Origin of the sequence: Planococcus versutus, from assembly GCF_001186155.3 — a bacterium.
Taxonomy (GTDB): Bacteria; Bacillota; Bacilli; order Bacillales_A; family Planococcaceae; genus Planococcus; species Planococcus versutus.
Genome location: NZ_CP016540.2, coordinates 1,496,929 through 1,522,736 on the forward strand (window position 1 = coordinate 1,496,929; position 25,808 = coordinate 1,522,736).

Here is a 25,808-nt window from a genome sequence, read left to right on the forward strand (position 1 = left end):
AAAAATTCAACTACATGAACGATTGTGCTTAAATAAATGATTATAGGAAAAATTATGAAATTAATAATAAAAATTTCTTGTTATAACCACTATTTATCTATAACATAAGAATTTACTAGTACTCATTTTAAAACATAAATCGAACAAATCATTTTTATCATTAAAGGATGTGTGTGTTGTTTGAAAGTATTACCATTGTCATATGATCTTACATTAATCTTTTTTTCTATCGCTGTGGTTTTAATTTCTTCATTTATAGCTTTGACTATTAGTGGCACTTTATATAAAACCGTGGGAAAAGCCAGATTAAAGTGGATCGTTTTTGGTGCGTTTGTTATGGGGCTTGGGATTTGGTCAATGCATTTTATCGGTATGTTGGCTTCTCATCTTTCAGTCACGATTACATATAGTACACCACTTGTTATTGTTTCGATTCTTCCCGCTTTGTTTGCGAGCGGACTTGCATTTGCAATCATCAGCAGACCACAGGTTCGGAAACATGAAATTATAACAGGATCAGTATTAATTTCATCTGGTATTATAGCTATGCATTACATAGGTATGGCGGCAATGAAAATGCAAGCAACCATTGAATATGATCTTTTTTTATGGGTATTGTCAGTTGTGATCGCTCTAGTTGCATCGTTGTTAGCGATGGTACTGTTGGTTTACTCTAGAAATCGCCAAGGATATTTTTGGCTTAAAATGACGAGTGCTATTTTTATCACCATGGGTGTTTCAGGCATGCATTATGTTGGCATGGCAGCCGCACGCTTTACAGCAAGTAATCATCATGTTTTGGTTTCTTCTAATTCGATAAGTAGTGTGTACATCGCTTATAATGTTGGACTTGGCATGGTATTAATTTTGTTAATTGCTGTATTGAGTCTGCGAAGTGATAACAAAGTAAAGTCCATATTGGACGAATACAATCTTCAATTTCATTCGGTCATTGAATCGGCTACTGATGGAATTGTCGTTACTGATGCAAATAGAGGTATTTTACAGTGGAATCAAGGAGCACAATCTCTTTTTGGCTACACCAAAGATGAAGTGGAACACAAGGATGTTCAATTGATTTTTCCAGAAGCATATCCAAATTTCCATCTAAAAAAAACTGTTATTGCATCAGAAAAAACGATTGAAATGGTAGGTCGAAAAAAAGATGGAAACCAATTTCCGGTAGAATTGTCTTCAGGCTCATGGGAAACACCGCATGGGAATTATTATAGTTTAATTATCCGAGATATTACTGAACGTCGTAAAAGTGAAAAGAAAATAAGGGATCTTGTTTACTTGGATTCTCTGACGGGACTTCCTAACAGACGATTGTTTAATGACAGACTTGAAACAGCAATAGAGCAGTCAAAAGAAAATCAGTCAGTGTTAACTGTTTTTTACTTGGATTTAGATCAGTTTAAATTAGTGAATGACACGTTTGGTCATCAAATCGGTGATCAATTGCTGATTGACGTGGCAACGCGTATTAAAACATGTATTGGCAAAACTGATACATTAGCAAGACTTGGTGGAGATGAATTCGTACTCCTCCTACCGAATACAGAATACGCAGCGGCTAAAATTATTGGGGAACACATTTTAAAAGAGTTGAATCAAGAGTTCTTTTTAAATGATGAGACTATTTTTATTACACCTTCTATTGGAGCCAGTTTGTTTCCAGCAGATGGTACAGAGTCTGAACAACTTATGAAAAACGCAGATATTGCTATGTATCGTGTCAAAGAAGAAGGAAAGAACAGTTTACAGTTTTTTACTTTTGAGATGAACGAATTGATTTCCCGTAAGTCAAAAATTGCTATGAGCATTCGGAAAGGATTAGAACTTGGGGAATTTTCAGTTCATTATCAACCACAAATTGATATTGAAACTGAAAAAATCATTGGAGTTGAAGCATTGGTTCGGTGGAATCATTCAAAGTTAGGTGTGATCTCCCCTGCTGAATTTATTCCAATTGCAGAAGAAAACGGAATGATTCTTTATATTGGAGAATTTGTATTGCGTACTGCTTGCCAGCAAAACAAAAATTGGCAAGATGCTGGAGTTGAGCCTTTCCGCGTTGCTGTAAACATGTCAGCCAAACAGTTTTCGCAAAGCAATATTGCAGAAGTAATTACTCGTGCGTTAAAGGATGCTGACCTAGCACCTGAATTTCTTGAATTAGAATTGACGGAAAGTATTATTCAAAAAGCAACAGCTGCTATATCCAAAATGCATGAGCTAAAGAAAATGGGGATCCATTTATCAATTGATGATTTCGGTACAGGTTATTCTTCTCTAAGTTATTTAAAACTTTTTCCGATAGATACTTTAAAGATCGACCAACATTTTACGCGTAATATTCATAGTGATGCAAAAGACGCAGCTTTAGTAGATACCATTATTCAAATGGCTCGTAATTTAGAATTAAACGTTATTGCAGAAGGGGTAGAAACGGTAGAGCAATTAGCTTTTTTGAAAAACAAACGTTGTCATCAAGCACAAGGGTACTATTTCCATAAACCTTTGATGCCTGAACAAATTGAAGAACTTTACTTAAAGATTTGATACCTGTAAACAGCAGTATAATGTTTGAAACAATTTAAAAAGATGACTTAGGGATTTTGCCCAAGTCATCTTTTTTACATTTATCGCTAACATGACGGTTTAAAGATCATGATTCAGTAACAACAAAATTAGCTTTGTTGAGCTTGATAGACTTCTTCAAAAGGCTGGACAACGACAAATCCATTACCTGAAAATTTCATCTGTACCGATTCTCCGCTGCCTCTGCCAAACAAACTTTTCAATTGAATATCTGTTACGAAATCAGGTTCTAAGCTACCAGACCATGCGACAGTTGCGTTTGGATCAGTAAAAATAGGTTTGTCTGGTGTGACAAGTAAAGTTAATGGCTCGTAATGGGAAGTAAACGCGACCAGGCCTTTTCCTTCTAACCGGATATTAAACAAACCTCCAGCCATCATACCCGCGACACGGCGCATGAGCTTAATATCCCACTCAAGACCATCTTGAAAAGCGAGCAAGTCATTGCCATTAATAAAAATACTTTCACCTTCTAAATCTAGAACAGTAATTTTCTTGCCATTATCAGCGACATAAAGTTTTCCATTGCCTTTTGCCTTCATCAATTGTGCACCTTCACCACTAAATGCCTTTTTGACAAATTTTCCAAGTCCATGCTCAAGCATTCCTTCACGTTCAAATTTAATATTTCCTTCATAAGAAATCATGGAACCGGCTTTTGCCCAGACTAAACCGTTTAAATTTACTTCTAATAGACGATCGGTTTCAAGTTCGAAAAATTCACGTGCGTTTTCGTCTTGCTTTGTTTGTTGAACAAACTGATGGATAGAGTATTTTGACATACATAATTCCTCCTTTAAGTGTGTAGTAGATTATACGTTTGACTTGTGAGATGGTTCCGTCCCGTTAAAGTAAAACTTACGTGTGCTAAAAGGGAATTCGTTATCTAGAAGAGAATTAGTTACATGGGCAGCTTACCCATAAAAGGAGGAAATCTAAATGAGTCATGTTACAAAAGGATTTATTCCTGTTACCGGAGGAAATGTTTGGTATCAAATCACTGGTGATGGTCCAGGAACACCGCTTTTAGTTTTGCACGGAGGACCTGGCGGGAAAAGTAGCGACAGCGATCCGCTCCGTCAATTAGCAACAGAACGACCAGTAATTCATTATGATCAGTTGGGATGCGGAAAATCAGATCGCCCCACGGATATAAAACTTTTGACAGTCGAACGTTACGTAGAAGAGTTAGGGCAAGTGATTGATTTCTTGAAACTAAAAGAAGTTCATATTCTAGGTCATTCTTGGGGACGATGCTCGTCGCTAGTTATTTGTTTGAAAAACCAGAAGGTGTTCGTAGTATTATTTTCTCTGGACCCGCTTTAGATGCACAAAGATGGGAACGCGATCAGCGGAATTACTTGAAACAACTTCCACAAGAGGTCCAAAATACGATTGAACAAAGCGAGCAAGAAGAGACAACAGACTCTGCAGAATACAACAAAGCAATGATGGATTTTTACAAACGTCATATGTGTCGTATTGATCCATGGCCAAAAGAAATGGAAAAAGACATGGAAGAGATGAACCAACAAGTTTATAATTTTATGTGGGGAGCTTCGGAATTTACCGTAACCGGCACATTAAAAAACTTTGATGCGACTGGACAGTTACATGAAATCAACATTCCTACTCTTTTCACATGCGGACGTTTTGACGAAGCCACACCTGAAGCAACTAGCTATTATGCAGGGCTCGTTTTGGACGCAGAAATCCATGTATTTGAAAACAGCTCTCATATGCCCGGTGTAGAAGAACCAGAGGCTTATGTAGAAATAGTTCGTGAATGGTTAAATCGTCAAGACTAAAAAAATGATCAAAAATAAAAAACGCTTTGCCAATTTGGCAAAGCGTTTTTTATTTCGTCGATTCTAGTTGAACTTCATTAGAGCGCCCACGGTACCAATGGTGAAAAGTGACCACCAATTGATCTGGCACATCTTCAAGATAAGAGGTATGAATGGGTCTGGCACGCGTTACGGTTTGAAGAGAAGAAAGCCCACATGCACGTTGTATTCGATTTTGACTCATTTCAACTTCAACAATTTTTTCGCGTTTCGTCACAAATAAAGTTGAAGTAAAGCCGCCATTTTTTAACTGAATCAACTCTTCGTTCAAACAATACCGTGTGTGCAGAAAATCCAGTACGCGAGAGAGCACAATCAGTATGAGAAGGATACTTGAGCCGATCCACCAAGTCTCTTCAATACTGAGAAATTTCGGTTTAAAATAAAATAAAATGGCAGTGGCGATCAACCAAATCCAACTAGGTTTGAGAATGCGAATCCAAAGCGAGCGACGTGGTAAGCGCTGCATGTCCATTTGAATGCGGTAGCCTGGTAGAAGTTCGGATACGAGTGCATAAGCCTGATCTACCGGAAGAAATGGATAAAGTGAATTGATGTTCAATTCTTCTGAATCCAATGATAAGCTACCAGCGCTAATTAGTTTTACTTCTGCTAGTCCGAGAATTCGTTTCGTGAAAGTCTGTGTAATTTCAATGGCTTGTACGCGTTCTTTAGCGATGGAAAATGAAGCTTCTGAGAAGATGCCTTTTTTGATATAGATGCGCTGACTATCTGAAGATATTTCGTATTTTCCATATTTAATAAAAGAGTGAATGATGCCAAATGTGAAAGAAGCGACGACAAGAACTGTGACAGCGATAGCGATAAGCCACGGTGAACTTAATATACTAGCTCCAACATATTCTAAACGTTCGTCAAGATTAATAAATTCAGAGATATTATAAAACACTGAACCAAGTAACGGAATAAGTAGTAAAAAACTAAACGATGTCATTGATGCTTTTAACAAATCTCGCCGCGTTGGTTGGAAATGAAGAATTCGTTCATTAGTTGTTTTTTTAATGAAAACAGTGGGTTTAGCAACTGAAAAATCTTTAGTTTCATCTAAAATTGTCGGATTTTCTGTATTGATAATATCTTTTTGTTGTTGCACAATGGCTTCTAACTGTGATGCTTCTTTTTTTGTTGTTACGTCAAATTTTACTGAGGCATCATCTCCGGCAATGCCTGTTTCAAAACTTATAGATGTCAGTCTCAAAATACGATGAAAAAAAGAAGTGTGTCGATTGATATTTTGAACTTTAGAAAAAGGAATCGCCTGTTCTGTTTTACTGAAAATGCCGTGACGTAAATAGAAACCTTGGTCGTCTAACGCATAAGTAGTTGTTAGCCAATTTAACATAGCAGACACAATGGACCAGCTAATATAGGCGATAAACGCATAACGGCCGTAAACCACTAAAGTAGAGTTACTACCGGCTTGAAAAACGAATAGGATCAAGAAAATAAAAAGTGAATTTCGAATTATGCTACCAATTTTAAACAATAAAGAAGCTGGATGATGACGACGGTTAGCAATCATTGTTCCACTTCCTTAATTTTAGCAAAATGACCGATTTGTTCTCGCAGTTCTGTTGCTACTTCTTTTGGCAGTGCTGGAATTGAATGACTTGAACCCATGGTTTCAACTGATAATGAAGCTAAGTCAAATTTACGCATTAATGGTCCTTGTGTAAGTGAAACTGCTTGGATTTTTGTCATTGGCACCAATTGCTGAGTGCGGTTCCAAATACCAAACTGAAGGTATAAAAACTCTTTATCTAAATCGTAACGCCAACTTTTAAAGGTTAATGGAGGACTAATAATCGACCAAATGATTCCTAGTAAAAAGAATGCAGTGATCGCGACCAAGACCCAAAAAATCCATTCGTACCAATTAAAGCGCCAATCTAAGTAAAATAAAACGCCAATTACGATAAAAGCAATAAGATTAGAAATAAGTTCATCCATGCGCCAATACTTTACGGCATTCGGTGATAAGGAATGCCGCGGAGCAGTATATTGATCATTCATTACGTAACACCACCATTTTCATAAGATACTTTATTATACGGAAAGCTTGATAGAAAGTTTCAAAGAAAATGGAATAGTTAAGAAAAGCAGAAAGAAAGTGCAAAGTAGCATACTGTATTGACGAATGTTGCAGCATTGCATGACAGGTAGTAGAGAGTTAATTACTGTTTCGAAGTACAAGTTACTGTTTTAACTAACTCAACGTAGCCTATTTTACTAAATTTACTTTTAAAGCTTTGTTGTATAATGACTCAACTCATTGTGTGTTAAAAAGTTAAATTTTTTCTTATTCTTACAATAGCTTTATTTGCTAAAGGAGGAGCAGTAAGTTAAGCATCTTTTTTAAATTTCAGAAAATCTTATTTACTAAATTTCACTAGAACAAAGTATATTGCTTATAAGAATCGAAACATTGGTGGACATTGTACTCGTAAAAGTAGTGTAGCGATTTGCTGAAAACTATATAAATATATTTAAATATTTTCTGAATAAAAAGAATATTAAAAATCACTTTACATATTATAAAACAAATACTAGTCTTAATGTATTAGTAAATAAACATTTTAGTAGTAAGGATGATTTAAAAATATTTTTTTGACAAATAATCGTTGTTAATGTGAATCAGTTATTCAAATTTAAAAATCTGAATAATTTAATATTTTTAACTTATAATGTGTATATTTCAAGTAGCAAGGAGTAGTTAACGTGATTAGAACGAACGAATTTACATCTACAGCAGAAAAAGTAAGCAATTTCTTAAATGGAGAGCTAGAACGACATGAAGATTTTTGGCGTCTTGAGAAAAAAAGAGCAGTTAAATGGCAACATAACGCAACAAGCTATATTAATCTTTCATTAGATTTGTATGTTTCTTTTAGTTCTCTTCGTGATAAAGAAAAGGCAGTAAACATGGCTGAAGTTTTCTTGATGCCTGAAGAAATGCCGCTCTTTACGAAAGCTTTGATTGATCATGTTATTCCATTTCCGACCATTTATTCACAGCAGTTATCAAAAAAGCGAGGGATGTATTGCGTTCGTTTAACTGCTCAAGAGTTGCCAGAAGAGTTTGCTGAACGGCTTTCTGCAGCACTCGACTTGCTTGTCTAAAATAGTTCTGGATTTCAAAGGAGTGAAGTAGAAATGGGGCAGCCAAAAGATATGCTTCAAACGGTAGTCAATTATTTTTTCTTGAGATCGAAAGATGTGCACTTTGAAAATGGATGCGCGTTTATAACATTTTTTGCAAGGTTATCTCGTGAAATTTCTTTTATGACGGATGGAATAGAAGAGACGCAAATTCAAACTTTATGGGTTGAAATAGAAGAATTGAGACACGATCAGGCTACTAAAAAACAAAAAAATATGCCCAATTGTGTTTGGCGATATGAGCTTTCAAAAGATGTGTTTGATAGTTTAACTCAAATAGCAAACAGCAATCCCAAAGACATGTATTATGTGACACCATATCACCGAAAATCTTCTTGTCAAAAATTCACTTCATAAACCTGAGCGAAATATGCTTTTATCTAGTGAAAATGAGAACTAACCACACTTAGGAGGACGATTAGAATGACTTCCGTAATCAAAGAAGAAAAAGAAGTGGAATTGACTCCGCTTTATTTGAAAAAGTACACTGATCATATTGATGGTTATAAGCAACACAAACAAAGTAAAGTGTTAACGTATACAGAAAAAAGTAAAACCAAAAAAACCTAATCATTCAGTACTAAACGGTTATAAAGAAAAGCGCTTCCCATAATTATGATGGGGGAAGCGCTTTTTATTTGCTGCGAATTTTAGAAAGTAAACGAAGAATTTCCAAATACAACCAAACTAACGTCACAAGCAAGCCAAAAGCACCATACCATTCAAAGTATTTCGGAACTTGTTTTTGAGCTGCACTTTCAATAAAGTCAAAATCCAATACTAAGTTCAACGCAGCAATAATAACAATAACTACACTAATTCCAATGCCTATTGGAGACGATTCGTGTAGAAAAGGAATTTCAAAACCAAAAAAGCCTCCGATAAATGAAATCACATAAACTAAGAAAATAGCACCTGTTGCAGCGGCTACACCTAGTCTGAAGTTTTGTGTGACTTTGATAAGCCCAGACTTGTAAACGAGCAACAAACTAAACAAGACACCGATTGTGATTAGTACTGCTTGGAATACAATACCTCCATACTGAACTTCATACTGCGCAGAAATAGCACCAAGAAATAATCCTTCAAGCAGTGCATAAATAGGTGCTGTAAAAGGTGAGATTTTTGGCACGAAAATTGTAATTAAGCCTGCAATGAGGCCACCAATTGCACCTACAAGAATTAACGGCAAGACACTGTTTGGACTGGTAACAAACTGGTTCCACGAATAAATAAATGTCACCAGCACTAACAAGAGCAAAATAAATGTTTTATTAACTGTGCCTCGTATGGTCATTTTGCGACCTGTATCGGCCTTATTGAAATTTTCAAACGCTTCAGTTTTTAAACTTGGATTCCCACTTCTCAACTCAATCACTCCTAAACAAATTTTAACACAGTTTATTATATCCTTTTATGTAGTAGAAATACACGAAGAAGCTAAGCTATTATGCCAAATTGGAGAAAACTAGAGTTGTCCTTCTTGTACATGGGACGTATCAATCTCTGTTTACTGAATTCGTTAATAAAGTAAGTCTAAAAATAAGTTTATGTCACATTTATATTAGTACCTAATACTAATAGTTGGTGGTAGAATAGTGTTAAGACACCAAGAGGGGGCGCTTTAACTGAACACATCAAAAGCTAGAATTACAGCTATCGGCTCATATGTACCTGAAACGAAGCTGACAAATCACGAATTGGAAAAATTAGTAGAAACTAATGATGAATGGATTGTCCAAAGGACTGGTATAAAAGAACGTCGCATTGCATTGTCTACTGAATTCACTAGTGATATTAGCACGAAAGCTGTAGAGAACTTGATGGAACGCTTTGACAAATCTTTAGATGATGTAGATATGATTATCGTGTGTACAATGACTCCTGACTTTAAAACACCAAGTGTTTCTGCATTAGTTCAAGCAAAGCTTGGCTTAAAAAATACTGGAGCTATTGATTTGAATGCTGCATGTTCTGGATTTGCATACGGCTTGCACATTGCGAATGGCTTGATCACTTCTGGATTAAACAAAAAGATTTTAGTCATTGGTGCAGAAACCTTCTCTAAAATTTTAGATTATAGTGATCGTTCAACTTGTATTTTATTTGGTGATGGAGGTGGCGCAGTTTTAGTTGAATATGATGAAGATCATCCGAGTTTTATCGAAACTCATATGGGTACGAACGGAGAACTTGCACATAATCTTTACTGTACCGACCTTTCAAATCAAATGTTTGGAAATGAATTGGCAGTAAATGGTTTTGTCAATCAAAATGGGCGTGAAGTTTATAAATGGGCTGTTAACACAGTTCCTAAAGGAGTAACAGCACTGCTCGACAAAGCAGATTATGAGACGAATGATGTAGACTGGTTTGTGCCGCATAGTGCGAACTTGCGAATCATCGAGTCAATTTGTAACAGAACAGGTCTTCCGCTTGAAAAAACTATTTATAGTTTGGAGTATCTTGGTAATACGTCCGCCGCTTCCATTCCATTATCGTTAGACAAAGGCTTAAGAGAAGGTAAACTCAAACCTGATGACAAATTACTTCTTTATGGATTTGGTGGTGGACTAACACATGCTGGCATGTTAATCCACTGGTCGATTTAATAAACTACATAAATAGCTTAGCAATTTCTTAACTTCCGAAAAAGAAATGGAAATTGCTTTTTTCCATTTTTTGTTGAAAAAGTAGATATCTCGAAGCTGAGGCAAAAAAATTGTGTTCAAGTGCAGAGAATCGTAGAATTAGAGTTAGCAACAAATGCTATTTGGACAGGCTCTACCTAAAAACAGGGATAGCTTTTCGGTTTTGTAAAATCAGTTTGAGTTACGAAAGAACATGTTTGTATGTGAATGATTAGGGAAATGATATGTGTGAGCTAGGTAGTTTAGTAGTGTTCCCTACTTTGTGAACGATCAATAATGTAAAGAAGGTGCATAGATATGGGTACGAATAAAACGATTTTAAAAATAAGTGATTGGGTAAAAGGGAAATCTCGACACGATGAACTGATTATCGGTTTCGTCGATTCTATGGACGTCCTTAAAGAAGCTGTGAATGTAACAATTGTCGAAAGTGACAACGAAGAAATGATTGGCATGACTATACCGATGTCTATACATCAAGTAGAAACTATTCCAGAGTCTGTTAATAAAGACGTTGCACAACTAAGCTTCTTAATCGATTTAGCACTAGCGACAGACGATAAAGAATGGTTCCAAGAGTTATCTGCTCAGTTGACTGACAAAAAACAGGCTATAAACTAACACAACCGATCAATCTTAGTACGTTAATTCGCCAAGCTTTCTTGTTGGAAGAATTAACGTGCTTTTTTGAGTCGTTAATCTCACATGCGTTTAATCGAACATTTTTAGTTGAATTGCGTTCTATTAATGAGGTGATTTGCATGAAAACGGCTTTAAAAATAGGCAGTATAATTTTTTTACTGGCAGTGGCTTGTATGGGTTACGGAATTTATTGGGCGTTTTTCGATATGAAGCGTTTGCCTGAAGGTGAATTTTTGACAGAGTCAATTTCTCCGAACGGAACATATACTGTTCGAGCGTATATAACCAACGGTGGAGCAACAGTGGCTTACTCTGTGAGAGGTGAACTAGTTTTCAATGACGAAAACAAAAAAGCTAAAAATATCTATTGGAATTATAGAGAAGATTCTGCAACAGTAAATTGGATCGATGATGATACAGTGAATATTAACGGACATGTACTCAACATGCCAAGTGAAATATATGATTTCAGAAATACTGATTAAGACAAGACTTCTATAATTTGATGATTTCCATATACAAACAGAATTGTATCTCAAATTATATTTGACCTCACTCGCTTGTCAATTTATAGTTGCTTTATACGGTATTTAATAAAAGTGCTTTATAAAAAAATATTCGAGGTTTACCATAATAATTTTTAATAGTAGCTTAACAATCGCTTCACAAAAGAACGGTATACTAATAAAGAAACTATACATATTAACTATACGTTTACGCATTAAACTAGAGGAGGAAACAAAATGAAAAAAATTTTTTATGGATCAGCAGCATTGTGTTTAACAACTTTTCTCGCAGCTTGTGGCAACGATGAAGCGGAGACAAATTCATCGACAAAAACAGAAGGCGTATCGGGGACAATTGATTTTTATACATCTCAGCCAGATGCTGATGCACAAGGTTTAGTGGATGCGTTTAAAAAACAAAATCCAGAAGTTGAAATTAGTATTTTCCGCTCTGGAACCGAAGAAGTCGTTTCTAAAATACAAGCGGAGAACCAAGGCGGGGATATACAAGCGGATGTTTTACTAGTAGCTGATTCAGTTACTTTTGAAAATTTTAAAGCAGAAGAACTTTTGTTATCCTATGAATCACCTGAAGCAGAATCGATTGACGATGCATTTGTAGATCCGGATGGTACTTATGCGGGTACAAAGATTATGGCAACAGGGATGATTGTCAATACCAATAAAGTAACAGAGATGCCAGACAGCTGGATGGCGTTAACTGACTCATCGACAAAAGGACAAGCAGTGATGCCAAGTCCTTTGTATTCAGGTGCTGCGGCTTATAATTTAGGAGTCATGACGCGACAAGAAAGTCTGGGGTGGGAATTTTACGAATCACTTAAAGCTAATGACATTACCATTACACAAGGAAATGGAGCAGTACTTGAAAGCGTAGCTACTGGTGAACAAAACTACGGCATGATCGTTGACTTTTTAGCAGCGCGCGCAATTAATGACGGTTCTCCTGTAGAGTTGATCTACCCTAAAGAAGGTGTTCCGGTGATTACAGAACCTGTAGGCATATTAGCGAATACAGAAAATGAAGAAGCTTCAAAAGCATTTGTTGACTTTATTCTTTCAGAAGAAGGACAACAACTGGCTTCTGAGCAAGGCTATACGCCCATTCGCGAAGGAGTAGAAGCACCAGAAGGTCTTAAAACATTAGATGAAATGACAATTTTAGATGCTGAAGCTGTTGAGCTTTTAGAAACAAGAAATGATGATAAAGCGAGATTCGGCAAGATTTTTGGAGAATAAAAAAGTCGAATTTTGATGTGAGGAGTTAGTTAGATGACAGCAAAACAGCCGGAGGATAGAGAGAGAAAAAAGAGGGATTCCTCTTTTTCTCTCTTTTTTCAAAGTAAGAATTTGTATAAAGTAATTGGATTGCTGGTTATTTTTGTTTTTTTTCTTTTACCAGTACTGCGTCTTGTTTGGTTGAGTTTTGTCGATGACGGATCGTTAACAATGCAATATTACACAGAAGTACTAAACGAACCGGCCACGTGGAAGACCGTGAAAAACACATTAATTGTTGTATTTGGTTCGACAATACTAGCTTTAGTACTGGGCATATTGTTTTCGTGGCTAGTAGCATATGTTGAGTTGAGTGGTAAAAAAGCCATGCAACTTTTTATTTTTCTGCCATTTGTTATTCCTTCATACATAACCACGCTTGCATGGACACAGTTTTTTAGCGCATCAGGTCCCGTAACAGCGATGTTGTCATGGCTACCAGGAGATTTGAAAGCGCCGAACTTATACAGCATCGGCGGAATTATATTATTGCTGGGAATATCGCATTATCCGCTCGTGTATTTGTTCACTGTAAACGTCTTCCGGAAAATTCCACGTGAATTAGAAGAAGCGGCTGCAACAAGCGGTTTGTCGAAAAAGCGTACATTCTGGAAAATCGTGATGCCTCTTGCGTTGCCTGGTATTGCTAGTGGCGGATTGATTGCTTTTTTATCAAATCTTGATAATTTTGGAATCCCTGCATTTTTAGGAACTCCTGCAAATATTCGCGTGTTGAGTACGTATATTTATGAACAAGTTGTCGGATTCGGACCATCTGCTTTTTCACGTGCGGCTGTTTTGTCGGTCATACTTGGTGTGATTGCGTTAGCGGGTACTATATTACAATGGTTCTTATTGCGCCGCAGTCGTGTAAACGAAACGAATAGAAGTGATTCAACGCCACGCATTTATTTATCAGCTGGCAAAAAAAAGCTACTTGAAGCATCATTGTGGGTATTTTTATTAGTGACGAGCTTAATGCCGCTCATTACGATGGGGGCATTATCGCTCATCTCGGCTTATGGTGTGCCATTTAAGCTTGAAAATTTATCATTGCGTAATTATGAATATGTTTTTTTAACAGACTCAAAACCATTAACAGCTTTATCTAATAGTTTGCAATTAGCTTTTTTTACAATGATCATATGTTTGATTGTCGGTACAGCTGTTGCGTATTTACGCTTTAAGTATCCGGACTGGAGTACAAAAACAGTCGAATTATTTATGACCATTCCATATGCATTGCCTGGTACGGTATTTGCACTTTGTATGATTTTTATGTGGCTTGAGCCTATCCCCGGATGGAATCCTGGCATATACGGAACAGTGTGGATTTTGTTTATTGCGTATGTCACGCGTTTTCTTGTGCTACAAGTGCGAGGCAGCTATACAGCATTTTTACAAATTGATCCTTCTATGGAAGAAGCAGCACGAACTTCTGGTGCTTCGGGTTGGATAAAGTGGAGACAAATTTTATTGCCACTGCTATTCCCAGGGATTTTTAGTGGTGCGCTTTTAGTATTTTTAATGGCTCTTACAGAGTTGACCGTATCTAGTTTACTTTGGTCATCAGGCTCTGAAACAGTAGGTGTGGTAATATTTGGATACGAACAAGCTGGGTATTCAACTTATTCAACCGCGTTTTCTACGGTTCTTGTATTAGGCATATTATTTGGTGGGGGAATGTTTCTGCTGCTTAGTAGGTTGTGGGACAGAAAGGTGCTGAAAAAAAATGATTAAAGTCAATAATGTATCAAAAAAGTATGGATCATTTACAGCCTTGCATTCGATTGACTTGGAGATCGGCGAAGGGGAATTTATTGCTGTTCTCGGTCCATCGGGGTGCGGAAAAACGACTTTGCTTAAATTATTGGCAGGGTTTATGGGACCAACAGATGGTACTATTGAAATGGACAATCTAGTTTTGGCTTCAAAAAAACGAGTCTTACCACCAGAAAAACGCAATATTGGAATGGTGTTTCAATCATTCGCATTATGGCCGCATATGACGGTTGCAGAACACGTCAAATTTCCGCTCAACTATCATCCCAATAAAATTAAAGAAAACAAGAAAGAAATGCAAGAACGAATGAATGAAGTGCTTAAATTGGTTGGATTAGATGCTTTAGCAGAGCGCTATCCTTCAGAGTTGTCAGGTGGGCAAAAACAGCGTGTAGCACTCGCGCGAGCTATTGCACCTTTACCGAACTTATTATTGATGGATGAGCCTTTGAGTGCATTAGACGTTGAGTTGCGCATGGAAATGCGCAAAGAAATTCAAAAGCTACACAGAGAAACAAAAGCTTCAATCGTTTTTGTTACACACGACCAAGGAGAAGCACTGGCTATTGCGGATAAAATTGTGGTAATGAATAAAGGACGCATTGAACAAATTGCACCGCCTGAAGTTCTTTACACACGCCCAGAAACGGAATTTGTAGCGACTTTTGTAGGGAAGTGTAATTTAGTAAAAGGACAATGGCGAAACGAACAGTTTGTGCCTGCTATTGATTCTAAAAATACGTGGCCAGATCTTGGTGTTACAGCGGGTTTTAAAGAAAATGGGATTTATCCGGTTCGTCCAGAACAATTCCAACTCATGTCACCAGAAAGTGCTGGATTGCAAGGGGTTGTATCATTTGTTCAATATCAAGGTCATGAAATTCACTATACAGTAGAAGTAGAAGAGGCAACGTGGACAATTCACGAATCAGTATTCAGCAAGCGCTTTGAAACGGGAGATTTTGTTAGTATTTCGTTGAAAAATTCTTTAGTACAAAAAGAGATATTGATTTCAACTTAAGAAAATAGCAAACGTTCGCAAAGTGTCTATTCACTTTACGAACGTTTTTCTTTTTGACATAATAAACAACATCTCAAATGAATAATTACTAAACGTAATTGCTGAAACTATATAATAGGATTAAGATAGAGATATAAGATAACTTTTTATTTTGATAATTTTACAAATCAATTGAAAAATGAACTAAAAAAAGACTGTAATTTTTCTATGTCAAAGTCATTTGAGCGGAGATTATTGCGAATATCACAACCTCTGAACTGTTATACCGATTAGCTATTGTCGATTTTTAAGTGTGTTTGCATTAGATATTCTTACCACTCTGGCTCTTAGTTAAAAAATGAAAAACTGCTAGTAAAAGCATGAAATGGAATAAATTGAGTGAAAGAAGAATGACTATTGAAAATCGCTGTGTTGTCAGATATTCACGAAGGAATTAACAGGAAGAAAACGGAAACAGATATTTTTGCGATTTTAAAAGAAAGTTTACTCGAACAAGTTCCAGACGTTTTTATACTTAGTGGCGACATAACGGCAGGTCCAGATAAAAGCTTGAATTTGTTAAAGCGACTACAAAGTGAATTGCCAAAGATTCAAATTCTATACGTACATGGCAACCACGATGTCTATCATGAGGATTCGCGTGTTGCGTATCATACATTGATGAAGTTTCAAGGGAATCTTGGACATGGGCCAGTCCATTTAAACAGCGAGTGGGTCGTGATTGGTGATGGTGGATGGTATGACTACTCATTTGGCGAAAAAGAGTTTACGAACGAAGAGTTTACCAACGGGCGATTTGATGACTTTACATGGCCTGATAAAATACATGCCAACTGGTTTGAAAAAGACGAAATGGTTGCAGAAAAATATGTGGCTAAGTTAGATGCTTGGCTAGCAGAACATCAGCATAAAAATATCATTATGGTTAGCCATTTTGTGCCGTTTAAATATTTTGTTCATGTAAAAAACGAGCCCGCATGGGATTTTTTTAACGCCATGATGGGAAGTTCAGGTTTTGGTGCATTGGCTGAAAAGTATAGGGTAAAAAAACTGGTTTTCGGACATATTCATACGCGTTACCACGAAGAGTATAGAGGAATTGACTGCATTTGTAATCCACTTGGTTATTTTCCTCATGAATGGACAAGTGAATTACCGCAACAAGAAATTAGTTCGACGATGAAAATAATTGAAATTTAACTAACTAAGTTTATATAGAAAAACCTTCAAGTTCAAAAAACTTGAAGGTTTTCTTATTCATTTTTTACTTGTTAACCGACCAAGTAAAAATGCACCAGCAACTACACCAAGCGCAGTATTGGTTTTTTTCGTAAACACTTGTTTCACGACCAAGTTTAAGTTTTGTGGACGTTCAGCCAGTCTGCGCATAAAATAGCCATACCAGTCAGTGCCGAAAGGAATATACGTACAGAAATTATAACCTTGTGCTGCAAGCTCTACCTGCATTTCTTTGCGGAAGCCGTACAACATTTGGAATTCAAACTTATCGTATGAAATATCGTGTTCTACGACAAATTGTTTTACATGATTGATAACATTGTGATCATGTGTCGCAATCGATGTGAACTTGCCGTGTAACAAATGATACTCAATTAATTTGATGAAATTAGCATCGATTTCTTCTTTTGTTTGGTACGCTACAGTATCAGGTTCTTTGTATGCCCCTTTAACAATGCGCAAACGAAAGTTGCTGTACTTCTTAATATCATCTTGTGCTCTTAAGAAATAAGATTGAATAACAGTTCCAACGTTGTCATAGTCTTTCGCTAATTCTTCCATTAAATCAAACGACGGTTGAAGACGCGCAAAGTTTTCCATATCAATATTGATGAAAATATTATACTTAGCTGCTCTTTCAACGATTTCTGTAATATTGTCTTTACAGAAATCATAATCGATATCAAGACCAATTTGTGAAGGTTTTAATGAAATATGTGCATCTACTTTATGTTTTTGAATAGCATCTACAACGCCTAAAATTTGCTTTTTAGCTGCTAAAGCTTCTGCTTTGTCATGCACAAATTCTCCAAGGTTATCAACAGTACAGCTAATGCCTTGTGCATTTAATTCTTTAATACTTTTGATAGCTTCTTCTATATTAGTTCCGGCAACGACGCTATGTGCGCCAAGCTTGAAACCATAGTTTTGAGCTGCTTTGTTTAAAAATTGGTTTTCTGAAAGATGGATAAAGAAGTTTTTTACGATCATTTTTTATTGCCCCAATCTTCTCTGTATTTTATAACGGAACAAATTGTTGAAGAAATAAATCTTCAACATATATAGAATAAAATGTTACCGCAAAAAAATTTTGCATTAATAATTATCCCTATCTCTAATAATGCAAAAAAATAATGCATATTGCAATCTTTATTTTTGGTATTTCAAAATTAGTAATTGATTTTTGCTTACAATGCTCTAGAAAGTGACAATCAAGTGTACAGCTAGCTACATAAATAAACTTTGATAAAAAAAGATACGTATTCTGCATCAAGCTACGTCCTTGTATCAAAATCTAGAAAGAGCAGTTCGCTTGAACAATACTTATTATAAAAAAATGAATAGGAGTTGGCATATGAAAAAGCAAGTAATAGAAGTATTCAATGAGTTGGCAAGCATTTATAGAGAAACGGATGATGCGAAAAATCTATATAATACACAATATGAAAGACCCGCAATGTTGCAGCAAATACCACTCGATTTGTCAGGAGTGCAACTACTCGATGCGGGTTGTTCAGCAGGATGGTATTCCGAGCAACTGGATAATAGAGGAGCAGATGTAACGTCGGTGGATATTAGTCCCGAAATGGTCAAGTACACAAAAAAGTTACTTGGTGACGACGCAAAGGTGTTGAATTTAGATTTAGAACAAGCCCTGCCTTTTAACGATAATAGCTTCGATTGGATTGTTAGTTCACTGACCTTGCATTATTTAGAGGATTGGAGATTGGTTTTTAAAGAATTTCATCGTGTATTAAAACCAGGTGGCCGTTTTTTAATGTCTATTCATCACCCATTAACAGATCTTAAATTGCTGGACGATATCGATTATTTTTCAACAGAATTAATTGTTGACTCGTGGCATAAAGAAGGGAAGGTGTATAGCGTGCCATTTTTCCGTAGATCTTTGAGTGAAATTTTTGACAGATTGCACCCTTATTTTTCGATTGAACGAGTCATTGAACCAAAACCTACAGAAAGGTTTAACAGCTTAGAACCTGAAAAATACAATAAATTAATGCAAAGTCCAAATTTCTTAATTTTAGAAGTTGTAAAAGACCTTTAAACATCAAAAGCTCAAGCCACTCAGGAAAGACCGAGTAGCTTGAGCTTTATTCGTATTGTTTACTCATGCATCGTTCATATTCATAAAGGATTGATAGCTCGCGGGAATCTATCTCATTTCATAGCAAGGAAGAAAAAATTTTTAAATAATCTGTGTTTTTTATTGTCCTTTTATTCGCTGCTCAAAAGCATTGCTTTAAATAGATAAATGAAGTGAGTAGCTATATTAGATAGCTTTGGAGTAGAGATTGTTCTTTGGTTCTTTATTTATTCTGATGTATTTGCATTGTTATCCCATTCTACTTAAAAAATCACTGTTGTTTGCGCAATTGGAGGTTTCAGCTTTTGGGATCGATTCAATCACTCTCAGAACAAAATTACTGGCTTATCTTTTGCAGTTCCTTCTATATAACAGAACGCTCTAAAACCTCTTGAATAGTTAAAAGAGATAATCGCTCAATTATAGTCGTCATAGCGGACAAACTCTACCTAACATAAAAAAACAGGTGCGGCTATAAAACAAGCCGCCCCTGTATATGAAATTCACCTATTTATGGAAACTATTTATCTAATCCTTTTCCCATACCTTTCAGGAAATTGAGTCCAAACTTGATCGCGCGGTTAACATCAGGATCTCTGAATGCTTTAACCATTTGAAACACTCCTAGTTTCTTGCCATTGTGATTTTGCGACTCAGCTTCTTTTAGTCCATGAACAGCACTTGAAGCTAGTTTTTCTGTAGATGATGGATCAATCGCAGTTAAAGCACCCGCTGCGCTCATCATATTGTTAATAAGATTTGTTACAGGTTTACGTGTAGCTTGTTCCATGACGATTTCAGCGATGCCTTCTTTTGCTTTGACCATTGCGACGACAGCATCGAGAACGCCTGCCTTATCTAAATCTCCGGTAATAGCCAATAATTTATTGAGTGCTTGATTTTGTTCAGCAATCATCGTTTCTAGTTCATAAAGATTTTGCTGACGAATTTCTTCAGTTGTCCATTGTCTTTTTGTGATTTGCGTTATTGGACTTGCCATAGGCCATCACCTTTCTATCGTTGATCTGTCAAATGCACATAGCCTTCACGTGCCCATTTTCGTTCGACTTCAATGCCAGATTGTGGCGTGCGTTTTTTATCACGCGGATTAGATTTTGGTAACGGGCTCTTGACGTGATCTTTTAATACTTCCATACGAACTTTCGTCTGCTTATAGGCAGGCGTATTTGTCCGTTGGTCAACAGCAGGTCCTGTCAAGAAGTTGATTGCTGTTTCTTTTTTCGTCGAGTTCATTGGTAAGAATAATTCATTTCCTTTAACTCGTCCAGTGACAATGACTGGCAATTTTAAAGCACCATAAGGAGAGACTAAACGAACTGTCGAGCCATCTTCAAGACCTCGTTCTTTTGCTAATTCTGGAGACACTTCAACAAATGTTTTTGGTAATTTAGAAAGAATGCCTTCCGATTTATCGGTCATGTTGCCTTCGTGGAAATGCTCCAACAAACGACCGTTGTTAATATGAAGATCGTATTCTTCTGGGAATACTACCGGCTCAACCCAATCAGATAAAGCAAACCGTGCTTTTTTGTCAGGAAAGTTAAAGCCGTCTACATAAAGTAGTGGCGTACTTTCGCCTTCTAAGCTACCCCACAAAAAGCTGTCCCATCCTTCCATGTTTGAATAATCTGCTTTTGCAAACAGGGGAGACAAGCTCGCCATTTCAGCAAAGATTTCACTTGGATGGCTATAGTTCCAGCCTGCACCTAGACGGTTTGCGATTTCTTGAACAATCCACCAATCAGCTTTTGACTGGCCAAGTTCTGGCAACGCTTTGTACAAACGCTGAACGCGACGCTCAGTATTGGTAAACGTGCCGTCTTTTTCAAGTGATGGTGCAGCAGGTAAAATAACATCTGCGTATTGCGCCGTACGAGAGAAGAAGATGTCTTGTACTACGAAAAAGTCGAGTTTTGCTAATACTTCATCGACATGATTAGCATTTGAGTCAACCAAAGCCATATCTTCACCAACGACGTACATGGCCTTCATAATGCCTTCGTCAACAGCTTGTAACATTTTGATGTTGTCCATACCTGGTTTGCTATCGATTTTCACACCGTAAGCTTGTTCAAATTTTTCGCGAGCATTGTCATCAGATACATGTTGATAACCTGGCAACCAGCCGGGTAATGAGCCCATATCACAAGCGCCTTGAACATTGTTATGACCACGAAGCGGGTAAGCGCCAGCACCTGGGCGACGATAATTGCCTGTTGCGAGCAACAAGTTAGAAATTGCAGCAGATGTATCTGATCCACCAGTATTTTGTGTAACGCCCATACCCCAAAGAATACACGTTCCATCAGCATCACGAATCATTTCAGCTGTGCGAATAATTGTCTCTTTTGAAACGCCGCTCAGCTTTTCGGCATATTCTAATGTGTATTGTTCTAGTACATCTTTAAAGTCAGTAAAATAGTTTACATTGTCATCGATGAATTGTTGATCATGCCAACCTTGGTCGATCATGTACTTTGTAACAGCCATTAACCACACTTGGTCAGTGCCTTGTTTGGGCGTGATGAAAATATCTGAGCGTTCAGCCATTTCGTTTTTTCGCATATCAGCTACTATCAACTTTTGTCCGTGCAATTTGTGAGCGCGTTTGACGCGAGTTGCTAAAACCGGATGACCTTCTGCAGGGTTGGCGCCAACAATGATGACAAGTCCAGCGCTACCGATGTCTTTGATGGTTCCAGCATCTCCACCCATTCCGACTGTGCGGAACAAACCATCTGTCGCTGGAGATTGGCAATAACGTGAGCAGTTGTCAACGTTATTTGTTTCAAATACTTGACGGCTAAGTTTTTGGATGACGTAATTGTCTTCGTTGGTGATTTTAGAAGAAGAAATGACGCCAATTGAATCTTTGCCATTGTCTTTTTTAATCGCTTTAAATTTTGATGCAACTAAATCAAGTGCTTCTTCCCAGCTAGCTTCGACGAATTCACCATTTTTACGAATCAAAGGAGTGGTGATGCGCTCTTCGCTGTTTATAAAGTCCCATCCAAATTTGCCTTTTACGCACGTGGAGATTTGATTTGCGGGCGCTTCTGAAACCGGTTGAATTTTCAGGATTTCACGATCTTTTGTCCATACTTCGAATGAACAGCCAACACCGCAAAACGTACAAACCGTTTTGGTTTTTTTCGTGCGCGTTTCACGCATTGTTGCTTCGGCATCAGAAATAGCTAGAATGCCACTATATCCCGGTTCTACGTCTTTAACCAAATCAATCATCGGCGTTAGAACTTTTTCTGGAATGGCTGTCATAAATCCAGCTTCACCAAGCATAGATGTTTCCATCAACGCATTACACGGACAAGCTGTTACACATTGCCCACAGCTAACACATGAAGAGTCATTGATTTTTGCGCCGCCATCCCAAAGGACGATTGGTCGGTCAAGTGACCAGTCCATCGTTAACGTCTCGTTAACCTGCAAGTTCTGACATACCTCTACGCACTGACCACAGGCAATACACTGGTTTGGATCATAGCGGTAAAATGGATTTGTTAAATCGACTTCGTCGACAGAGCATTTTGGTTCGAAAGGATATTTTTGATGTTCAACTTCCATTAGGTCTACGGTATTGTGAATTTTACAGTTACCGTTGTTATTGTCGCAAACCGTGCAGTAAAGCAAATGATTTTCAAGTATTCGATCCATTGCTTCTGTTTGTGCTTCTTTTGCACGTGGAGATGCTAGTTGAATATCCATTCCTGCAACTGCAGCGGTTGAACAAGAGCGAACAAGTTGTCCATCTACTTCAACGATACATGTATCACACGTTTCGATTGGATCGACTTCGGGCATATAACAAATCTGCGGATGAAGAATTTTTTGTTCGTTTAGCACTTGTAATATAGTTTTACCTTGTTCAAATTCAGTAGGGGAACCATTAATTTTTATAGGCATGCAAAAACCTCCTTTTTGATATAAAAAAATCCACCATGAAGAACACACTTGACAAGTGTATCTGTTTCATAGTGGAATAGTGTTTTAACAGGACTTGTTAAATGACCAATCCAAGCATATAGAGTAGAGTGAGAGCACTATCGCAATGACTTACGACAGGACCAACGTATGCTATTATTATAAACAGTAAAAATGAGTTACACAACAAAAATATCAAATAATCAATAAATAATTAATAACCTAAGGGGAGTCTATGCAAATGTCCAGACAGATTCACGAATTTAACGACATCATACGAAAATTGCGAAAAAATCTGTTCGGCAAAGGACCTGAGCGTATTCACACGGTATTTGTCAACAATATGGCTATCGCCACATTGTATGGAAACTTAAGCCCGTCCGAGCAATTTATCGCACGAACTCCTGAAGGAAGAGAAATGGTTCATGCAGCACGAACCAGAATGATACAAACTGTTTACGCATCGGCTGCACCCGAAGGCATGGAAGAGCTAGTCGGCGCAAAGTTCGTGCATTTGTTTTCGGATATTAAAGTAGAAGATGATATTGCTGTCTCCGTTTTTCTTTTTGACCAAGTGATAGATCAACAAAGCATGGGTGGAGGTAAACCTGATGAAGCAAGATAACACGCGTAAAATTATCCGCTTCGAAAAAGGCGTATTTACCGAAAAAGAAGATTGTGTAGTGGTAGAACAGCCAGCTACGATTAAAATCAATGGCAAAGAATTTATCACAATTGTTTGCTCTCCAGAAAAAATGGATGAAATGGCTATTGGCTTTTTAGTGTCTGAGCGTATTATTCCCAATTACAAGGATATAAAAGATGTACAAGTAGACGAAAAAACAGGAACGGTCCATGTTACAGCTGAGAAAGTGTATCCATTTTTTGAGCAATTGCAAAACAAGCGATTTATTAGTTCGTGCTGTGGCATGAGTCGACAAGGATTTGTCTTTGCACATGATGCAATGATTGCTAAAGAAATGACTGAAGTTCGGGTAACGCTATCACCAGAAAATTGTTTTCAATTGATGTCGGCTATGGCTGATTCTGCAAAAATGTTCAAGCAGACAGGAGGCGTTCATAATGCTGCTCTATGCGATGCAAATGGCATTATCATTTCGCGGATGGACATTGGAAGACACAATGCTTTAGATAAAATATATGGATACTGCTTGCTAAACAATATTGATGTTCGTGACAAAGTCATCGTTTTTAGCGGCAGAATTTCTTCTGAAATTTTATTGAAAGTAGCAAAAATCGGCTGTGAAATTGTCTTGTCAAAATCGGCTCCAACTGAATTAGCACTAAGTTTAGCTGATCAACTTGGCATTACGACCGTCGGCTTTATTCGTGGAGATTCATTCAACTTGTATACACATGCCAAACGAATTATCGATACCACGTAAATAAACCTATCCAAAAAAAAATGGTGACAAATAAAAAAAAGGATGCTATGATTCGAATCGTCTAATTATTCTCAAATTGCAAGCAATAAGTAAAAAGGTTGTTTAAGTTATATGGTAATAGTTTTTTTCTGAAAATTAGTAGCTTCGATACTCGAAAAATTGATGATTTAGCTTTAAGAAATCATTTCACATAGCTCATACCAATTTTAACAGGAGGTCAAAGAATATGAAAAAGAAGCCGAAAAACAGATGGTTAATAGCATTATCCGCAGTGGGGATACATATTTCGATTGGATCTGTTTATGCATGGAGTAATTTTACAAACCCCTTGATCGATCAATTTGGATGGTCGACTAGCCAAGTACAATTAACGTTTAGTATTGCCATCTTATTTTTAGGGTTGTCCGCTGCGTTTTTCGGAAGTTTTGTGGAAAAGTATGGTCCGCGAAAATCTGGAATTGTTGCAGCTTTGTTTTTCGGAACGGGTATTATTGGCTCAGGATTTGCTGTAAGCGCTTCATCATTACCAATGCTTTATGTATTTTACGGAGCACTCGGTGGAATCGGACTCGGAATTGGTTATATTGCACCAGTTTCAACTTTGGTCAAATGGTTTCCTGACCGCCGCGGTCTTGCTACTGGCCTTGCAATTATGGGTTTCGGATTTGCAGCAGCGATTAGCAGTCCAATCATGGAAAAACTCATCACTTCAGTCGGAGTCGAACAAACTTTTTATATTCTAGGTAGTGCCTATTTAGTGATTATGTTGTTATCTTCTCTGTATCTTGAAAAGCCAGAAGAAGGATGGTCACCAGTTGGATTTGATGAAAAGATAAATAGCGGAAAAGTTGAACGGAAAGTAGACTTGTCTCAATTAACTGCCAACGAAGCCATTAAAACAAAACGATTTTATTATTTATGGTTTATGCTGTTTATTAATGTCACGTGCGGAATTGCTATTTTATCTGCTGCAAAACCCATGGCAATTGACAGTATTGGAATGACGACCGTACAAGCAGCGGCGCTAGTTGGTGTTCTTGGAATCTTTAACGGACTAGGGCGTCTTGGCTGGGCTACCATTTCTGATTACATTGGTCGTCCAAACACCTATACCGCATTTTTTGTTATCCAAATTGCGTTATTTGCATTCTTGCCATTTACAACAAACGCAATATTCTTCCAAATCATGTTAGCTATTATTTACACATGCTATGGTGGTGGATTTGCTTCAATTCCTGCTTATATTGCAGATATTTTCGGGACGAAACAACTAGGTGCAATTCACGGCTATATTTTGACAGCATGGGCAGCAGCAGGGTTAGTGGGTCCTTTATTTGCAGCTTTCATGAAGGATAAAACAGGAAGCTACGAAAGTAGTCTTGTGTTCTTTGCGGGCCTATTTGTTGTCGCACTCGTGATCTCACTCGTCATTCGCTTAGATATACGGAGATTGCGAGCTAAAAACGAAAAAATAGAAGTGTCAGGTAACCCTGAAGTCGTCAGTGATTAGCATCTATCATCAACAACTAATTTTCTAAAAACCTTGAGAGCTTTTGTTTTCAAGGTT

General features: G+C 37.2%; 22 protein-coding genes and 1 pseudogene. 16 read left to right on the plus strand and 7 right to left on the minus strand.

The genetic code is table 11. The annotated features are described in order from the left end of the window. The first annotated feature begins 180 nt into the window (after window positions 1–180). Entirely contained in the window at window positions 181–2,565 is a 2,385-nt protein-coding gene (locus I858_RS07620) for a bifunctional diguanylate cyclase/phosphodiesterase (RefSeq protein WP_065524101.1), read from the plus strand. Window positions 2,566–2,693: 128 nt separating this feature from the next. On the opposite strand, the gene I858_RS07625 is transcribed toward I858_RS07620, so the two are convergent. Then, on the minus strand, window positions 2,694–3,386 hold the full coding sequence (locus tag I858_RS07625; RefSeq protein ID WP_065524100.1) for an AIM24 family protein: 693 nt from the start codon (window positions 3,384–3,386) through the stop codon (window positions 2,694–2,696). A 157-nt stretch (window positions 3,387–3,543) separates the two neighbouring features. Here I858_RS07625 and I858_RS07630 point away from each other — a divergent pair. Then, window positions 3,544–4,412 (plus strand): annotated as a pseudogene (locus I858_RS07630) (proline iminopeptidase-family hydrolase). Between the two features lie 49 nt (window positions 4,413–4,461). Here I858_RS07630 and I858_RS07635 read toward each other — a convergent pair. After that, on the minus strand, window positions 4,462–5,994 hold the full coding sequence (locus I858_RS07635) for a PH domain-containing protein (protein WP_065524099.1): 1,533 nt from the start codon (window positions 5,992–5,994) through the stop codon (window positions 4,462–4,464). After that, on the minus strand, window positions 5,991–6,485 hold the full coding sequence (locus I858_RS07640) for a PH domain-containing protein (protein ID WP_065524098.1): 495 nt from the start codon (window positions 6,483–6,485) through the stop codon (window positions 5,991–5,993). The genes I858_RS07635 and I858_RS07640 overlap by 4 nt, the downstream gene beginning before the upstream one ends. A gap of 705 nt (window positions 6,486–7,190) precedes the next feature. Between I858_RS07640 and I858_RS07645 the strand changes: the two genes are divergently transcribed. The 3 genes from I858_RS07645 to I858_RS16955 all read left to right on the plus strand — a co-directional run bounded on the left by I858_RS07645 (window position 7,191) and on the right by I858_RS16955 (window position 8,201). After that, window positions 7,191–7,592, plus strand: a complete 402-nt coding sequence (locus tag I858_RS07645; RefSeq protein ID WP_065524097.1) for a DUF1259 domain-containing protein — start codon at window positions 7,191–7,193, stop codon at window positions 7,590–7,592. A 33-nt stretch (window positions 7,593–7,625) separates the two neighbouring features. Next, window positions 7,626–7,988, plus strand: coding sequence for a hypothetical protein (locus tag I858_RS07650; RefSeq protein WP_065524096.1), 363 nt, complete (start codon window positions 7,626–7,628; stop codon window positions 7,986–7,988). A 66-nt stretch (window positions 7,989–8,054) separates the two neighbouring features. After that, window positions 8,055–8,201: a hypothetical protein gene (locus tag I858_RS16955; RefSeq protein WP_157886489.1), complete on the plus strand. Its 147-nt coding sequence runs from the start codon at window positions 8,055–8,057 to the stop codon at window positions 8,199–8,201. A gap of 64 nt (window positions 8,202–8,265) precedes the next feature. On the opposite strand, the gene I858_RS07655 is transcribed toward I858_RS16955, so the two are convergent. Continuing rightward, entirely contained in the window at window positions 8,266–9,000 is a 735-nt protein-coding gene (locus I858_RS07655) for a Bax inhibitor-1/YccA family protein (RefSeq protein WP_065524095.1), read from the minus strand. A gap of 259 nt (window positions 9,001–9,259) precedes the next feature. Between I858_RS07655 and I858_RS07660 the strand changes: the two genes are divergently transcribed. From I858_RS07660 to I858_RS07690, 7 genes are all read left to right on the plus strand, one after another. Further along, the gene (locus tag I858_RS07660; protein WP_065524094.1) at window positions 9,260–10,243 is read left to right on the plus strand and encodes a ketoacyl-ACP synthase III; all 984 of its coding nucleotides are present in this window, start codon (window positions 9,260–9,262) and stop codon (window positions 10,241–10,243) included. Window positions 10,244–10,579: 336 nt separating this feature from the next. After that, complete coding sequence (locus I858_RS07665; protein ID WP_065524093.1) at window positions 10,580–10,903, plus strand: IDEAL domain-containing protein; 324 nt, start codon at window positions 10,580–10,582, stop codon at window positions 10,901–10,903. A 140-nt stretch (window positions 10,904–11,043) separates the two neighbouring features. Then, window positions 11,044–11,409, plus strand: a complete 366-nt coding sequence (locus I858_RS07670; protein ID WP_065524092.1) for a DUF5412 domain-containing protein — start codon at window positions 11,044–11,046, stop codon at window positions 11,407–11,409. 258 nt (window positions 11,410–11,667) lie between these two features. After that, complete coding sequence (locus I858_RS07675) at window positions 11,668–12,690, plus strand: extracellular solute-binding protein (RefSeq protein WP_065524091.1); 1,023 nt, start codon at window positions 11,668–11,670, stop codon at window positions 12,688–12,690. Between the two features lie 33 nt (window positions 12,691–12,723). Continuing rightward, a complete protein-coding gene (locus I858_RS07680) occupies window positions 12,724–14,469 on the plus strand; it encodes an ABC transporter permease (protein ID WP_065524090.1) in 1,746 nt (581 codons plus the stop codon). Next, a complete protein-coding gene (locus I858_RS07685; RefSeq protein WP_065524089.1) occupies window positions 14,462–15,532 on the plus strand; it encodes an ABC transporter ATP-binding protein in 1,071 nt (356 codons plus the stop codon). The genes I858_RS07680 and I858_RS07685 overlap by 8 nt, the downstream gene beginning before the upstream one ends. 396 nt (window positions 15,533–15,928) lie before the next feature. After that, the gene (locus I858_RS07690; protein ID WP_065524088.1) at window positions 15,929–16,732 is read left to right on the plus strand and encodes a metallophosphoesterase; all 804 of its coding nucleotides are present in this window, start codon (window positions 15,929–15,931) and stop codon (window positions 16,730–16,732) included. Window positions 16,733–16,789: 57 nt separating this feature from the next. On the opposite strand, the gene I858_RS07695 is transcribed toward I858_RS07690, so the two are convergent. Next, on the minus strand, window positions 16,790–17,761 hold the full coding sequence (locus I858_RS07695) for a proline dehydrogenase family protein (RefSeq protein WP_065524087.1): 972 nt from the start codon (window positions 17,759–17,761) through the stop codon (window positions 16,790–16,792). Between the two features lie 364 nt (window positions 17,762–18,125). Here I858_RS07695 and I858_RS07700 point away from each other — a divergent pair, with 364 nt between their 5' ends. Further along, window positions 18,126–18,836 carry a class I SAM-dependent methyltransferase gene (locus I858_RS07700; protein WP_065524086.1) on the plus strand — a complete coding sequence of 237 codons (711 nt, stop codon included), beginning with the start codon at window positions 18,126–18,128 and terminating at the stop codon, window positions 18,834–18,836. Between the two features lie 559 nt (window positions 18,837–19,395). Here I858_RS07700 and I858_RS07705 read toward each other — a convergent pair. Both I858_RS07705 and fdhF read right to left on the minus strand, forming a co-directional pair. Further along, entirely contained in the window at window positions 19,396–19,875 is a 480-nt protein-coding gene (locus I858_RS07705; protein WP_065524085.1) for a helical membrane plugin domain-containing protein, read from the minus strand. 14 nt (window positions 19,876–19,889) lie between these two features. Beyond that, the gene (fdhF, locus tag I858_RS07710; protein WP_065524084.1) at window positions 19,890–22,817 is read right to left on the minus strand and encodes a formate dehydrogenase subunit alpha; all 2,928 of its coding nucleotides are present in this window, start codon (window positions 22,815–22,817) and stop codon (window positions 19,890–19,892) included. A 259-nt stretch (window positions 22,818–23,076) separates the two neighbouring features. Between fdhF and I858_RS07715 the strand changes: the two genes are divergently transcribed. The 3 genes from I858_RS07715 (at window position 23,077) to I858_RS07725 (ending at window position 25,751) form a co-directional block, all read left to right on the plus strand. Further along, the gene (locus tag I858_RS07715; RefSeq protein ID WP_065524083.1) at window positions 23,077–23,460 is read left to right on the plus strand and encodes a Na-translocating system protein MpsC family protein; all 384 of its coding nucleotides are present in this window, start codon (window positions 23,077–23,079) and stop codon (window positions 23,458–23,460) included. Next, window positions 23,447–24,241, plus strand: a complete 795-nt coding sequence (gene fdhD, locus I858_RS07720) for a formate dehydrogenase accessory sulfurtransferase FdhD (RefSeq protein WP_065524082.1) — start codon at window positions 23,447–23,449, stop codon at window positions 24,239–24,241. Before I858_RS07715 ends, fdhD begins: the two co-directional genes overlap by 14 nt. A gap of 226 nt (window positions 24,242–24,467) precedes the next feature. After that, a complete protein-coding gene (locus I858_RS07725; RefSeq protein WP_065524081.1) occupies window positions 24,468–25,751 on the plus strand; it encodes an L-lactate MFS transporter in 1,284 nt (427 codons plus the stop codon). The last annotated feature ends 57 nt before the right edge of the window (window positions 25,752–25,808 follow it).

Excerpts from the sequence above, each read along its gene's own strand:
- I858_RS07625 (WP_065524100.1), bottom strand. The coding sequence starts at position 3,386 with ATGTCAAAATACTCTATCCATCAGTTTGTTCAACAAACAAAGCAAGAC.
- I858_RS07635 (WP_065524099.1), bottom strand. The coding sequence starts at position 5,994 with ATGATTGCTAACCGTCGTCATCATCCAGCTTCTTTATTGTTTAAAATT.
- I858_RS07640 (WP_065524098.1), bottom strand. The coding sequence starts at position 6,485 with ATGAATGATCAATATACTGCTCCGCGGCATTCCTTATCACCGAATGCC.
- I858_RS07650 (WP_065524096.1), top strand. The coding sequence starts at position 7,626 with ATGGGGCAGCCAAAAGATATGCTTCAAACGGTAGTCAATTATTTTTTC.
- I858_RS16955 (WP_157886489.1), top strand. The coding sequence starts at position 8,055 with ATGACTTCCGTAATCAAAGAAGAAAAAGAAGTGGAATTGACTCCGCTT.
- I858_RS07665 (WP_065524093.1), top strand. The coding sequence starts at position 10,580 with ATGGGTACGAATAAAACGATTTTAAAAATAAGTGATTGGGTAAAAGGG.
- I858_RS07670 (WP_065524092.1), top strand. The coding sequence starts at position 11,044 with ATGAAAACGGCTTTAAAAATAGGCAGTATAATTTTTTTACTGGCAGTG.
- I858_RS07675 (WP_065524091.1), top strand. The coding sequence starts at position 11,668 with ATGAAAAAAATTTTTTATGGATCAGCAGCATTGTGTTTAACAACTTTT.
- I858_RS07680 (WP_065524090.1), top strand. The coding sequence starts at position 12,724 with ATGACAGCAAAACAGCCGGAGGATAGAGAGAGAAAAAAGAGGGATTCC.
- I858_RS07685 (WP_065524089.1), top strand. The coding sequence starts at position 14,462 with ATGATTAAAGTCAATAATGTATCAAAAAAGTATGGATCATTTACAGCC.
- I858_RS07695 (WP_065524087.1), bottom strand. The coding sequence starts at position 17,761 with ATGATCGTAAAAAACTTCTTTATCCATCTTTCAGAAAACCAATTTTTA.
- I858_RS07700 (WP_065524086.1), top strand. The coding sequence starts at position 18,126 with ATGAAAAAGCAAGTAATAGAAGTATTCAATGAGTTGGCAAGCATTTAT.
- I858_RS07705 (WP_065524085.1), bottom strand. The coding sequence starts at position 19,875 with ATGGCAAGTCCAATAACGCAAATCACAAAAAGACAATGGACAACTGAA.
- fdhF (WP_065524084.1), bottom strand. The coding sequence starts at position 22,817 with ATGCCTATAAAAATTAATGGTTCCCCTACTGAATTTGAACAAGGTAAA.
- I858_RS07715 (WP_065524083.1), top strand. The coding sequence starts at position 23,077 with ATGTCCAGACAGATTCACGAATTTAACGACATCATACGAAAATTGCGA.
- fdhD (WP_065524082.1), top strand. The coding sequence starts at position 23,447 with ATGAAGCAAGATAACACGCGTAAAATTATCCGCTTCGAAAAAGGCGTA.
- I858_RS07725 (WP_065524081.1), top strand. The coding sequence starts at position 24,468 with ATGAAAAAGAAGCCGAAAAACAGATGGTTAATAGCATTATCCGCAGTG.